This window comes from uncultured Campylobacter sp., from assembly GCF_937959485.1.
Classification (GTDB): Bacteria; Campylobacterota; Campylobacteria; order Campylobacterales; family Campylobacteraceae; genus Campylobacter_B.
This window is the reverse complement of sequence record NZ_CALGPY010000005.1, coordinates 137,182-150,560: the sequence shown is the minus strand read 5'-3', so window position 1 is coordinate 150,560 and position 13,379 is coordinate 137,182. Positions and strand designations below refer to the sequence as shown.

General features: G+C 42.0%; 11 protein-coding genes and 5 tRNA genes. 7 read left to right on the top strand and 9 right to left on the bottom strand.

The genetic code is table 11. The annotated features are described in order from the left end of the window. Positions 1-64: 64 nt before the first annotated feature. The 7 genes from Q0380_RS02695 to Q0380_RS02665 all read right to left on the bottom strand — a co-directional run bounded on the left by Q0380_RS02695 (position 65) and on the right by Q0380_RS02665 (position 3,601). Positions 65-817 (bottom strand): hypothetical protein, encoded by a 753-nt coding sequence (locus tag Q0380_RS02695; RefSeq protein WP_298959825.1) that lies wholly within the window; start codon positions 815-817, stop codon positions 65-67. 40 nt (positions 818-857) lie between these two features. Next, positions 858-1,232: a hypothetical protein gene (locus tag Q0380_RS02690; protein ID WP_298959822.1), complete on the bottom strand. Its 375-nt coding sequence runs from the start codon at positions 1,230-1,232 to the stop codon at positions 858-860. A gap of 48 nt (positions 1,233-1,280) precedes the next feature. Beyond that, positions 1,281-1,670, bottom strand: a complete 390-nt coding sequence (locus tag Q0380_RS02685; RefSeq protein ID WP_298959819.1) for a hypothetical protein — start codon at positions 1,668-1,670, stop codon at positions 1,281-1,283. Between the two features lie 10 nt (positions 1,671-1,680). Next, entirely contained in the window at positions 1,681-2,202 is a 522-nt protein-coding gene (locus Q0380_RS02680; RefSeq protein WP_298959816.1) for a hypothetical protein, read from the bottom strand. Then, positions 2,195-2,584, bottom strand: a complete 390-nt coding sequence (locus Q0380_RS02675; protein ID WP_298959813.1) for a hypothetical protein — start codon at positions 2,582-2,584, stop codon at positions 2,195-2,197. The genes Q0380_RS02680 and Q0380_RS02675 overlap by 8 nt, the downstream gene beginning before the upstream one ends. 121 nt (positions 2,585-2,705) lie before the next feature. Further along, positions 2,706-3,071 (bottom strand): Imm40 family immunity protein, encoded by a 366-nt coding sequence (gene imm40 / locus Q0380_RS02670; protein ID WP_298959811.1) that lies wholly within the window; start codon positions 3,069-3,071, stop codon positions 2,706-2,708. Positions 3,072-3,525: 454 nt separating this feature from the next. Next, a tRNA-Ala gene (locus tag Q0380_RS02665) sits at positions 3,526-3,601 on the bottom strand. Positions 3,602-3,734: 133 nt separating this feature from the next. Between Q0380_RS02665 and Q0380_RS02660 the strand changes: the two genes are divergently transcribed. The 7 genes from Q0380_RS02660 to Q0380_RS02630 all read left to right on the top strand — a co-directional run bounded on the left by Q0380_RS02660 (position 3,735) and on the right by Q0380_RS02630 (position 10,921). Then, positions 3,735-3,809, top strand: a tRNA-Gly gene (locus Q0380_RS02660). Positions 3,810-3,836: 27 nt separating this feature from the next. Further along, positions 3,837-3,923: transfer RNA gene (locus Q0380_RS02655), tRNA-Leu, on the top strand. 16 nt (positions 3,924-3,939) lie between these two features. Further along, a tRNA-Cys gene (locus tag Q0380_RS02650) sits at positions 3,940-4,013 on the top strand. A gap of 20 nt (positions 4,014-4,033) precedes the next feature. Then, a complete protein-coding gene (locus Q0380_RS02645) occupies positions 4,034-4,189 on the top strand; it encodes a hypothetical protein (protein WP_177387338.1) in 156 nt (51 codons plus the stop codon). Between the two features lie 58 nt (positions 4,190-4,247). Next, a tRNA-Ser gene (locus tag Q0380_RS02640) sits at positions 4,248-4,335 on the top strand. 787 nt (positions 4,336-5,122) lie between these two features. Further along, positions 5,123-7,864, top strand: coding sequence for an insulinase family protein (locus Q0380_RS02635; RefSeq protein ID WP_298959809.1), 2,742 nt, complete (start codon positions 5,123-5,125; stop codon positions 7,862-7,864). Between the two features lie 672 nt (positions 7,865-8,536). Next, entirely contained in the window at positions 8,537-10,921 is a 2,385-nt protein-coding gene (locus tag Q0380_RS02630; RefSeq protein ID WP_298959807.1) for a TonB-dependent receptor plug domain-containing protein, read from the top strand. Between the two features lie 254 nt (positions 10,922-11,175). On the opposite strand, the gene Q0380_RS02625 is transcribed toward Q0380_RS02630, so the two are convergent. Next, positions 11,176-11,907, bottom strand: coding sequence for a hypothetical protein (locus Q0380_RS02625; protein ID WP_298959804.1), 732 nt, complete (start codon positions 11,905-11,907; stop codon positions 11,176-11,178). Positions 11,908-12,394: 487 nt separating this feature from the next. Next, positions 12,395-13,279: a hypothetical protein gene (locus Q0380_RS02620; protein ID WP_298959801.1), complete on the bottom strand. Its 885-nt coding sequence runs from the start codon at positions 13,277-13,279 to the stop codon at positions 12,395-12,397. Between the last annotated feature and the right edge of the window lie 100 nt (positions 13,280-13,379).

Below are 13,379 nucleotides of genomic sequence, written 5' to 3'. Positions count from 1 at the left end.
TGTCGCCACCTTTCAAAGCGCTTTTGCTGCGTGATACTATACAAGCTCGCTTTAAAATCCTTATCTACTTTTTCCATTTAAATTTTAATTTCTTTCGCTTAATTTTTATAAAATTTTCCAACTCTTTATCGGTAAAATTTAAAACCTCTTTTCGATTTTGTAAATTTACATAAGTGTGCCTTATATCGCAATTACCGACAAAGGCGGCTTCCCAGTTCTTAATTAGCCAACTCGAGCTTATCGCATATTCCCGTCCTTTATTCGAGTGCATTTTATCGCTATAGCCAATAGGCGCAAACATACCGGAATAAAACCCCTCCAGATAGGGTAGTCTCGGGCATCCTTTCGTATCGGTTGCGACGATAAATTTTATCTTTCGATCATATGGACGAAAAGCCTTGTGACACTCTATAATATCTCCATTTTTTAGATCGTCTTTGAATTCTAAAAATTTATAAGTAAATTTTGCAGGAATTTTATCATTTATCCTTTTGTATTCGGCTAAAAAACTATCGTAATAAGAAAATATGCTTATATTTCTGGGCGACTCCGGATCACATACAAAATCTAAATTCTCCAATATCCACTTTTTAGAAATCAGACCATTATTATTTTTCGCATTAGCTTCGGGCGGCAATACTATAAACTCCCCCGAATTATCGCCGTTTATACGTAGCAGATTATTCCAGCTACAAAATAAAAACCGCCTTTGACCGATTTGCAGTATATCGCCCTCCGCGAAAATTTCTCTAAAATTGTTAATCGAAAATTTCCTTCTACCTCTTACGGGTATTATCTTTTTATAATTTCTTTTCATGGTCTTTCTTCCGTTTTATTATTAAATCGTCGCGCACTCGCTAAATTCCTAAATGCAAAATATATAAATCGTTTTTAATTGCCGAATCGATTAGTTCCAATAGGCCGTCTAATTGCTCGATAACCGAGGATTTATTTAGCGCGCAATTTTTATCAAAAACAATCTGCCCATCTGCGCTAAAGAAAAGCGACCTCCAAGAGCATATTATATCTCTAAATTTAGCTTTATCTTCTATCCAGCTATAGCCATAGTAATTTAGACCTTTTTTCAAATTTACCTCATCGTTCCATGTGGTTTGTACCCACTCAAGAGAGTACGAAATACGAAGTATCAGATCATCGCTAATTACTACGCAATGCTCTTTAGAGAAGATATTTTCTTTTGTCTTTTTGAGTAAAAATTCATGTTTAGGCATATGGCTCCTTATTGTTTTAAAATATGACTTTAATAAAGCTCGATCTAGCTATTTGCCAAATTTCATCCAAGCGGCGGCGTATTCTAGCGTTTCATTCCTAAAGTATTTGCTAATTATATTATATTCGTCTTCTTTCGCAATATTTATAATTGTCTCAACAAAGCCGGTGCAAAACGCCGTGCCGATATATTCGTCTTCGCTTGCTGCTCCCTTTTCCACAAAATCAAAAATTTCATTTCTCGTCTTTTCGTCCAAATCATCAAAAATTTTAATCGTAGTTTCTGCAAAAGATGCAAGCAACCACAATAAGCTAGGTATGTACTCCATATCGAAAGGAAATATCTGCTCTTGATAGGCGTTAAAATACGCCCTGTTTTTCTCTATAAAGAAATAGATATATTCCTCATATTTGCCCAAATCGGTCTTTGTTAAACACATTTGCCAATTCTTATAAATTTTTGCCCTTATAATACTTCTCCCAAAATTTTATCGCATTTTTTATCTCTTTTTCAAAATGTTTGAATGGTATATAAATTTCTTCTTGCTCATAAGGTTTTAACTTTTTATATTTCTTGGAATGCGTAATTCTCGCAATATCTTCATAATTTTTTTGTAAAAAATCTATGATTATTCTTACCTCATCCCTGCTAAATTGTTCCGCTCGCGCCCGCCATATAGGCGGCATAAGCGCTTGAATGAACATATCCTCTATAACCTCCTCATCGCCGAAGCGCTCGTAAAAATCAATAAAATCCAGTATATAATACCTAAAAGCATAGTCATTGAAAACCTGTAAATCTCCCGATAAGAGTTTGATCGTGCTATGGTCTAAGTCGCATAGATCTTTACCACACAAATCTTGCTCGACAAACTTATCCTTTTGTACAGGATTTGTTATAATTTCCGGCTTTTGTAGTTTAAGCCGCGTCTTTAGCGCTTTTATTTTAGTATGCAATTCAAATTTATTCATCTAAAAAATACACGTCATTATCTAAACTTATATCGTTATCCGCTAATAGCCTTAGCAAATCCGTATCGTAGTATAGACCCGGCAAGCTACCGTGGCTGTAAATCACGACTCTTAGCAGCTTTTTTACGCTTTGCAATTTTATACTCCTCGCGACATTTATATCTGCTAAGAATTTTTTAATTAGATCTCCCGCAGAAGGTATATCATAAAATTTTTCCTCTATGCTAAAGCCAAAATTTCTGTATTTTAAAATAGAGCCTTTTAGTTTAAAATCTCCCCTGCGCCAGGTTTTTGTTGCAGATATGCCGCTGCTGCTTATTGTCTCGGATAGATCTCTATCGCTTTCGATCGATAGTATTAAAACTACTTCGTTGCCTTTCAAAGCTACTCCTAAAATCTTTTATATCCCATCTACGCACATATTGTCATTTAGTTTGACACACATTTTATATTTATCAGAATATGAGCAAAACCAGCATATTCTGCATTGGAAGTTAAAATTTTCATTTGGACACTCGCCCGGGGCCAATGGCTGGGCAGTATGCAAAATCATCTCCGTTTCTAGCGCGATACTTAGTGATATATTCGATCGCCACTTCGAATGCATCGTCATCTTCCGCTTTAATACTCCAGCCGTCGTATGTGATTATGGGCTTATTGTCGCTTAGGCGATATACATCCCCTCCGACGATAAGCATATCTCTATCTCTTGCGATTTTTAGCACCTCCATTACATCGTCAAATTTCCAAGCTATTTCATAAAATCCGAGCTCCTCTCTTAGGCGTATGCCGCGCTCTAGCAGATCCTGCGGCACGATATTTACATAATCTTCATCTATAAACGCCGCGCCATCTTCTTCAACTGACATAATCTCTCCTTTCATTAAAATTTAATTTATTACAAAGACTTTTCTATATCGTTTATTAGGCGATGAAGCGTTTCTAGACGACTAGAACTCGGATTATTTTGGTTCAAAATTCTAAAATATCACTATATTTCATCGTCTTTATATGGCGCTCGTCAAAAAGATGGAAGTATATATTTTTCGTTCATCTTAACGATTTTTGCGATATAGCTCTCGCTTATGCTGTTTTTTTGGTTTTTTGTGCGATATACACATTAAAAATGTTTTTATAGCGATATTTATCGCTCTTTCTGTAAACAGATTTTAACTAACCTAATAACTAACTGAATTATTTTAAAATAATTATAACATAAAAAGAAACAAAAATAATTAAAATTACTAAAAGCCATAAATATCCGTATTTAAAGGAAGCAAAATAGATCTAAAAGAAGTGATTAAAACCCAAAAATAGCTTAAATGGTGGAGTTAAGCGGGATCGAACCGCCGACCTCTTGAATGCCATTCAAGCGCTCTCCCAGCTGAGCTATAACCCCAAAAGATTTTGTAATTTTACATTATTTTACTTACAAAATTTTTAAATTCCGGCGCCACGCCAAAATTTTCTCCGCAAAAGCCGCTATAAAATGAAATTTTAAGCTTGCATTGGGTAATATTTCATTTCTTTGCGCGGGAATAGCTCAGTGGTAGAGCGCAACCTTGCCATGGTTGATGTCGCGAGTTCGACTCTCGTTTCCCGCTCCATTTTACATTCTGTTTTGTATTAAACGTGCCCGGATGGCGGAATCGGTAGACGCAAGGGACTTAAAATCCCTCGGAATTTTTTCCGTGCCGGTTCAAGTCCGGCTCCGGGCACCACCTAATAAGCCGGCGCGGCGACATAGCCAAGTGGTAAGGCATGAGCCTGCAAAGCTTTGATCCCCGGTTCGAATCCGGGTGTCGCCTCCAGATCCTAAAAAGGAGTTATTATGAGATACATACTAGCGGCTCTTTTGGCATTAATGGTTTTTAGCGGGTGCTCTAATACTTGGCACGGCGTAAAAGAGGATTCGCACAACGCGGCTCAATGGACCAAAGAAAAGGTTCACAACGGCGCCGAGTGGGTCGGAGAAAAAACCGAATAAATTGCGCGCGTAGGTCTTGATCTGCGCGAACCTACGGCGGGGTCTACCCGCCCTTAATCGGGAGATGGCTGAGCGGTCGAAAGCGGCGGTCTTGAAAACCGTTGAGGTGAAAGCCTCCTGGGGTTCGAATCCCTATCTCCCGGCCATTTTAATCTAATCCGAAATTCCCTTTTAACTTCAAAAAATTCACATTTTATTTATACTAATTTTCATTTAATGCTCTTTAGGCTAAAATTTTATTTCGCAGTAGGCGGTGTAGGCGGCAGCTCGTGCGCGCGCCAAATGTTATACGGCGGTATGTGTCAAAATATGCCGAGCAGCTTTTAGTCGGTTCGTGTTAAACTCGAGTGCATTGCGGCCGTATTGGTGGATGAAGCATCGGAAGTTTTTTGATCGATCAGTATTAAAACAGCGCGCAGTAAGAGCAAGGACGATGCTAAATTTAAACACTCGTCCGTCCGGATATAAAAGCGGTCGTGAAAGCTAGCCGCAGAATTTAGCTATGAAATTTCAAAGCCTAGTAGTCTGCCGCGCGAGGCGCAAAATTTTAAAATTTACCGACTCGCGCTTTTAAATTTAGCCAGAGTCCAAGTAAATTTCAAAATTTATCTTGCGCGGGCGCGCCACCGTGTCGCCGCGCGGATGTGTAGATCAAGATCAAATGCGCCTGCGGACTTCCGCGATAAAATAAACGATAGAAGCCGCGTAGCGCAAGCCTAGAACCGATGCGCTCGCGAAATAGATCGGGACTAGCGCGGCGAATAGGCGGGTTAAAAGTTGGCAAATTTAAGAAATATCGCAGGCTGACGGGTCGAAGCGAATAAATCTAAAAAATAGCGCAGAATGGCGCAGGCGGGCAGATTGATAAGCCGAAAGAGAAGAGCCTGCCGAAAGGTTTGCGAGCGAATTTTATTAGAAAAATAAAGGGCTTAAATGCGAAAAATTTTACTATTTTTACTGCTTTGTGCGGGGGCTTTTGCGCTTGATTGGGACGAAGCCGTCCTGCGAGGATCGCTGCCAAACGGGCTTAGATACTATATTTTAGAAAATTCCGTGCCTAAAAATTCCGCCGTTTTTTATCTCATCGTGGATGCGGGCTCGATTGATGAGGGCCCTAATGAACGCGGGCTTGCGCATTTCATAGAGCATATGTCCTTTAACGGAAGCCGCGATTTTAGCAAAAACGAGCTCATTAAAAAGCTGCAGAGCCTGGGCGTGAAATTCGGCGCCGACGTAAATGCGCAGACGGGCTATGACAGCACGATTTACACGCTTAACATCGCGGTTAGCGAAGAAAATTTAAAGGACGTTTTTAAAATTTTTGCTTCGATTGCGGACGGAGTGGAGTTTAATCCGCTCGAGCTCGTAAAAGAAAGAGGCGTCATAATCGAGGAGGCGCGCAGCCGCGATACGCCGATCGCAAGGCTTTACGAGCGGATGGATGAGGAGCTTTACGGCGGCAGCGCGTATTTTAATCGTGCGCCGATCGGCGATATGGCGGTCGTAAAATCCGTAAGCGCGCAGCAAATCAAGGAGCTTTATCAAAAAATTTACCAGCCCAGGTCTATGAAATTTATAGCCGTGGGCGATTTTAAAAGGGATAAAATTTTAAAACTGCTAGAGCAAAATTTTTCGCCTCTTAAAAATACAAACTCCTACGCCCGCCAGAATATGGGCATTCCGTCTAGGCAGGGTTTGAAAATTTACAATTACGATACGAACGAAACATCGCTAAATTCCGTTAAAATTTCGTTTTGGGAGGAATTCGCGCCGCCGAGTAGCGAGGTGAATGCGAGAAAAATTTTAAAAAGCGAACTCATCTCAAGCCTTATTTCTACGATTTATGAGCGAGCGAAGGCTAGCGAAGGCGCACTGCTGCGAGTTAATTTTTCCAGGTCGAATTTGCAGTTTCAAAAAACGATCTATAACTTCGACGTCGCCGTTTTAGGCGGAGATTTTGACGGCGCGATCTCGCAGGCGCTTGGGCTAATCAAAGGCTTGCGAGATAGCGGCTTTGATGCGCGCGATTTCGCCCTTGCGAAGGATGCTTTGATCAGCTCGCGGCACAGCGCCTTTGAGCGCAAAAAAAGCGCAAATTCCGCGTTTTTTGCAAGGGAGATTCTTCATGCCGTAAAATCAGGAGCCGTCCTGCCTAGCGCCGCAAAACAGCGGGATTTGGAGGTAAAGCTGCTGCGCGAGATCAGCCTGGAGGAGCTAAATTTAGAATTTAGGCGCCTTACGGATCTGGGCGAGGTGCATGCAAGCGTCTTTAGCGGCTCCGGATATAATCTTAATGAGGCTAAATTTAAGAAGCTACGAAGCGGCGCTAAGGCGATAAATACGCATGCCGCGCATAAAAAGCTACCGGATAGCTTGGTTTCTAAAAGCCTGCCGGAGGGCAAAATTTTAAGCAAGAGTTTTGAGCCGCGATTTAAATTTTATACCTACCTGCTTGAAAATAACGCGACCGTGATCTTAAAGCCGCTTAAGACGCGCAAGGATTTCATCTCGTTTGCTGCGGTAAGCAGAGGCGGAATGTCCAATCTGGCGCATCCAGGGCTCGGCAGTTTTGCCGCAATGCTTGCAAACGAAAGCGGCGCGGGCGAGTTTAACAATTATGAAATTTCGCAAATTTTAAGCGGGCGGCAGGTAAATTACCGAAAAAATATCTCCGCATTCTCGCACGGATTTTACGGAAGCTGCGGCTCGCAGGATCTAAAATGGCTATTGGAAGCGATAAACTTAGAGATTAGCTCTCCGCGCACGGACGAGAAAGCGCTGCAAAATTTAAAGATCAAATCGCTCGACGAGCTTGCGCGAAACGAGAAGCTGCCCGGATATAAATTTAGCAGGGAATTTAGCGAGTTTTTTTACGGCGGCAATGCGCGAATGCGCCCGCTAAGCGCCGCGCAGATCAAAGCTCTTAACGCGGAGGAGCTAAAAAAGATCGTCTATGATAAATTTAGCAACGCCGCATCCTACACTTTCGTGCTTAGCGGCGATTTTGAGTTAAAAGACGCCGAAGCCCTCATAAAAAAATATCTGGCGAACCTGCCCGCTCGCGGCGAACGCGAGGATTTTAAAGACGACGGTATCCGCAGCTTAAGCGGACGGCACGTTTTTATGCGCAACTATCAAAACTCCCCTAGAAGCGACGTTGCGCTTACCGCGATAAACAGATCCGCTCCGCATTCTCTTGAAAATGCGATAAAAATTTCCGCCCTAGCTTTGGTGCTTCAGGAAGCACTTAGAGAGCGCATCAGAGAGGACGAGGGGCGTACTTACGGCTTTTCGGTCGCTTCGAGCCTAAGCCGCATCCCGTACGAGCACTCGAGTCTTCATATTTCGTTTTCCTGCGCGCCGCAAAATACGGATCAAATTTTATCCGCAATCAGAGAAATTTTTGCAGAGATCGCAGGCGGCGGATCGGACGTAGCGCGGCATCTTGAAAATTTTAAAAAATCCCAGATCATCACGGCGCGTACCGCTCGCGAAAGCCCTGAGTTTTGGAACGACGCGCTCGTAAAATACGCGCTTTGGAATGAGGAGATCGCCGATTTTAAGACCTTTGAAAAGATCATAAATTCCATCTCGCCGAAGGATATCGCGGAGGCGGCGCAGACATATATTTTTGACACCGATGAAACCGTAAGGATAAACGCGCCGAAATTTTAACAGGCTCGGCGCATCTAAATTTTGCTCGTTAAATTTACTAGCCGCGTTTAAATTTAACGGCGCTTGCACGGTAAATTTTGGCGCCGCAAATTTACGTACTTTAAAAATATACCCAAGAATAAAACTCAATTAAGCCCATCTGTACCGTGCATAGATTTTAGATAAATTTTATTTTGAAATAGATTTATCTCGCCTATATATCGCTATTTTATTACATTTTTTCTATTGATTGCATAAGTCGTATAATTGTTATCACTTTTATTGAAATTTAAAATATTATTGGCTAAATTTCCTAAGTCTTAATTTTTATTTTCAAAAAAGGAGAAAAGATGATTGTCGGTTTTTGGGCCTGTAAGCCATGTAAAAGCGGCGCAGGCCGCAATTATTCCGCTTCCGTAAAAGGCGAGAAATCCACTCAAAATCGCTGCGGGGGGGGGGCTTGCACGCTCCTTAATAGTCGCGGCGTGCCTTTGCGGTCTAAGCATCGCGCAGGATTCGTCTGAAAATAACACAACAAGAAGCGTTGCTATCAAAGAAAGCTCGGAGGCACGAAGCTCGGCTGCGGCGATAAATAGTTATAAATTTCCCGAAATAGTCGTCGTTGGCAACATCGACTCGAGTCTGACTAGCGTCGGCGATAGCTACGGCGGTACGCAAAAGATAAGCAGGGCGATGATCGAGTCTATGCCTAGCGGCAACGGCGACTTCGTGCAGCTTTTGCGTACCAATCCAAACGTGCAATTCAGCTCCACGAACCGCCAGAGCACGACGCTAGGCGAGATCAGCCCCGCAAATATCAGTATCAACGGCGCGAAGTATTGGCAAAACAACTTTATGCTTGACGGCGCGAATATGAATAACGATCTCGATCCCGCTAGAAACCCCGGCGGCAATCCTACGCGCTTTTCGGCGTTTGATACGATGAATTCCGTCTCGCAAGGTATGGCGATCGATAGCGATTTTTTACGGAGCGTCGAGGTGCACGATAGCGGCGTCTCCGCCAAATATGGCGGATTTACCGGCGGCGTGGTGGAGGCTAAGACGCGAGATCCGCGTGCGGGCTTTCACGGCAAGTTTTCGATGCAGCACACCGAGGATAGTTGGACTAGATACCATATCTACGGCGATGAACAGAGCTTTGAAAACTCCGCTACGCCGCTAAATCAGCCGAGATTCGATAAGTGGATCACTAGGTTAAATTTAGAGGGCACCGTTACCGAGGATCTGGGCTTGATGTTCGGCTACACCAACACTAGAAGTAAAATTCCGCTTAAGGCCTACGACAGAAGATATAACGCAGATACGACCATCACCGAGCGAGTTCAGAGGCGAAATATAGACAACTACTTTCTAAAAGCGCTTTGGTATGCAAACGACCGCCTAACTATCACGCCTAGCGTAACCTACGCGCCCGAGCGAAACAAGATGTTTAACGACCACGTCAAAGACTCCTACGCCGATATGAAATCGGGCGGTTTAAATTTAGCGCTTAAAGCCGACTACGATGGCGATTTTGCTAGATTTAATCAAATTTTATCCTATAGCAAGCTGGAGAGTTCGCGCGATGCAGAGAATGAATATTACAGGGCTTGGCAATACTCAAACGTAAAGAATTGGGGCAGTAAAATTTTATCTGCTTCGGCGATAGAGGGCGGCTTTGGGGATCTCGATCAGACTCAAAAGAGCTTTTCATACAACGCGGATCTGGAGTTTAACGAATTTGATCTCGGCGGCAGTAAGCATAGATTTATCACGGGCTTTGAGTTTAAAAAGCAAGAGGCTAAATTTAACGTAAGAAAAGAGTTTATGACCGCCAGCGGAATAGCGCCGCTACCTGCGGGCGTACATGCTTGCGATCCGAATGACGAGCTCTGCTCTATAGACGATTCTTTTGCGAGGCTCGGTAGAAGCGGCCAGTTTTTTACGCGAAAAAGCTATTACAAGGGTAATACCAAGGTGGATATGAAGAGCTTGGCGGTTTATCTGGAGGATGAGATAAAAATCGGTGATCTTACCTTACGACCGGGCGTAAGATTAAATAGGGACGATTATATGAAGCAAACGACCGCAGCGCCGAGATTTAACAGCTACTACGATATTTTCGGCGACGGCGATTCGATTCTTAGCTTCGGTGCAAACCGCTACTACGGACGCAATCTCTTTACATACAAATTAAGAGAAGGTCGAGAGGGTCTCGCTACTACCTACACGCGCCCGCGCAATGCCTATACGCAAAATTGGACGCAACTGCCAAAAGACCCGTCTCTAACTAAATTTAACGAGATAAAGGTGCCTTATGAGGATGAGCTAGTATTCGGGGCAAAGCAAAAGCTTGGAAATTTTGAGTTTTTCGGCAAATATGTAAGCCGCAAGGGTAGGGATCAGATCATCAAATCCACGCGAAGAGATCTAGGCCTAGCGCCGAATCCGAACTACCAAAACAACTATCAAACCTTTACTAATGACGGCAGAAGCGAAAATAAAATTTTAACCTTCGGCGTTAAAACGATCGATGATTACGAGGCTTTCGGTACGCTAAACGGCTTTGAACTTGGCTTTGAGCATATCAGGATGAAGACCAATAATACCATTTACGATGAGAAGCTTGATAGAGAAACGCTTGAAGATGAAAAGATCGTCGAATACGACGGGAAGTTGATGAGGTTATCGGAGCTTCCGGCGCAGGACTATGCTAGGCCTTGGACTGCAAGCCTAAACATCATCACGAAAATCCCAAGCTACGGTATCAGCGTGAATAACTTCCTCTCGTTTAAAGGCTCGCAAGAAGCGATTGCCCGCACCGGCAGGACGCCTGCGGGCAAGTATCCTGCCAGATACGACAAATACGAAAAGGTAAATCTCGGCAAAAGCTACAGCTGGGATGCGCGCATTGGATACGCCAAAAAGATGGCGGGCGAGGTGGAATTTTTTACGAATTTAGACATCTACAACGTCCTAAATAAGCGCAACAAAGCAAGACTTAGCAGCGACACCTCGCTCGATCTAGTCTATGAGGCGGGCAGGCAGTTTTGGCTGGAAGCGGGCATTCGGTGGTAGCGTGAGCTAAATTTGCGGAGCTTTTCAAATTTCAGGGCTCCGCAAAATTTTGTGAAATTTTCTGAAATTTACAGCATTTTGCAGAATTTCAAATTTCACGCCGCGCGTCTTAAAATTCCGCATCGCACTCCATAAAATTTTAGTGCGTGCAAGCCGTAAAATTTTAACGTATGTGAAATTATAAAATTTACGCCCAACCTAAGAAGCCGAAACGACTTTTTAAATTTAACGCCGATATCGTTTAATAGGCTCTTTCATCGAAATATCACAAACTGCTTTTGAAATTTTGACGGGCTGATCTGCCGCTCTTTTGGCATGTAGCGGCAAACCCTTTCAAAGTCCGCCCCGCTCATAATAAAACTGATAAATTCGCCCTTGCCGTCATAGATGATCAAAGTATCGATCGCACGAAAGCTAAATTTCCCCTCCGTGATCTTTGAAAAAATCAGTTTGGAGATGAAAAAAGGCAAAACCAATGCCGTCAGGCTCATAATAAAAATTATAAATCCCCCTAAGGCTCTGTAAAATCCGGCAAACGCGATACCTATCACGATGAACGAAAGCACAATGTCTGCGGAATTTCTAGCCGGCACGATATGTCCGAATAGCGGCGTAGCGGTGAGCTTTATGAGCGATATTTCATCAAATTTTATAGATTTCGTGATTTTGCCTTTATTTACGTAGTTGATACTCCTGTTCGTCAAATGCACAAGGCGCGTATGGGCGCTGTTTAGATACGATATGACGGCGAATACTACGGAAACAAACGGCGTATAGTATGGGAAAATATCCCCTATGTATAGAAATACCGGTACCGCCAAGGGAGCGAAGAATAGATTATAAATAAAGAATACCGCGATGTTGTAGTCTTTGACGATGAGGGGTTTATTGCCAAATTGCGGCGGATTTTGGCGCTCGGCGTCTTGCCTAGGCTTCGACTGCTGCAGCTTTTGCGACTTTTGCGGCTCGTCTTTTAAATTTAGCATTAAATTTTTGCTCCTATTTTAATTTTGCCGCTAGCGGTTTGGGTGTTTTGCGGCGCTAAATTTGCCGACCTCGTCGCGCGCCTTAGCGACGTAATCCCAAGTAGAGCGCGTTTGCGTCCTTTCAAAATTTTATTTCGTTCAATTTTATCAGCGTCGCGTGTGCTTACTGCACCGCCGCATGAAATTTCGAGGTCTCACGGCTCGAAATCAAAGCAGTAAAACTCATCTGCCTCGTCCCAGAGCTACTCTAACGAGCGTCCGTCTCTTTTTCATATTCTTTAAAATAAGCGGGTAATCAAAATAGATGATTATCGCATACTCACTGCTGTGCAGACGTAGGCTTGGTCTTCTATCCTATAATAATTCATTTTAATTGCGTCGGCTCCACGTTTTTGAATGAATAATTTTAGCATTTGTCCACTTTGGGTCATTCAAGTATTTACGACAGAATAGCAATGCATAATGCTGGATTTTATAATCCTTTTTCTCATGAAAATATGAGTTTAAGTTGATATAAAATTCCTGCAGCAATAACGTTTCCAGTAATTCCTTCAAGTATATTTCTAAGGGTTTTTAACGATTGACTTAAAACTACTTTAGAGGGACTTGCTTTTTTTACTTCATTATTAACCGCGTCTAGTTCTTGTTCAAAATCTTTTGGATTGTCTAGCGATACCAAAATGTCTTTTTTATGGGTGTTAATTAATTCTAGGACTTTAACTATTTTATCAATATCCAAACTATTATTAATTGTTTGCGAAGAGTAATTGCTATTCTGCTGAATTTGGCTGTTTGAAACATTGCCATAAAAATTATTTACCGTGTAGTTCTTTTCACTTGAAATTTTCTTTTCTTCATCTGTAAATTTCATATCCACTCCTATAATACCATCTTCTTCCAATTTTAATATCCATTCCATAATAATATTTTTTACGGTCTCAATAATGCCGATTATACTAGTGGGGCTTAACTCTTTTCTATATTTAGTTGAAACACCATCGCTTATAAGTTGGTTAAACGAGTCTGGTAAATTTATACTTATGATGCTCTTATTTTCAGAGCGATTGATTATATTTTCCAATCCTGGAATTCCTTGTCCAATTTTAGACATAGTTAATTTATTATACATTTCAATATTCTCAATTATTACAGAAACCCAACCATGATACGGATTCCACCCTTTAATATCTCCAAAAATATTTCTATACTCTGGAATACTAGCGTCTTCCTTATATCCGTTCAACTCATTATTAATCCAAATTTCAAAATCCTTAATCTTTAATTTTCTAGCAATAATATATGCTTGCCTAAGAACATCCGTAGTACTTTTACTCAATATTTGCTTTTGTATATTGATAACTATTGGATCCATAAAATTTATCCGTATTCAAATTAATTTTTTCGCTTTCGTATCTTCTTAGTATAATTAAGCTCATTATATAATAATTTTACCATTTTATACACTAAGTTCA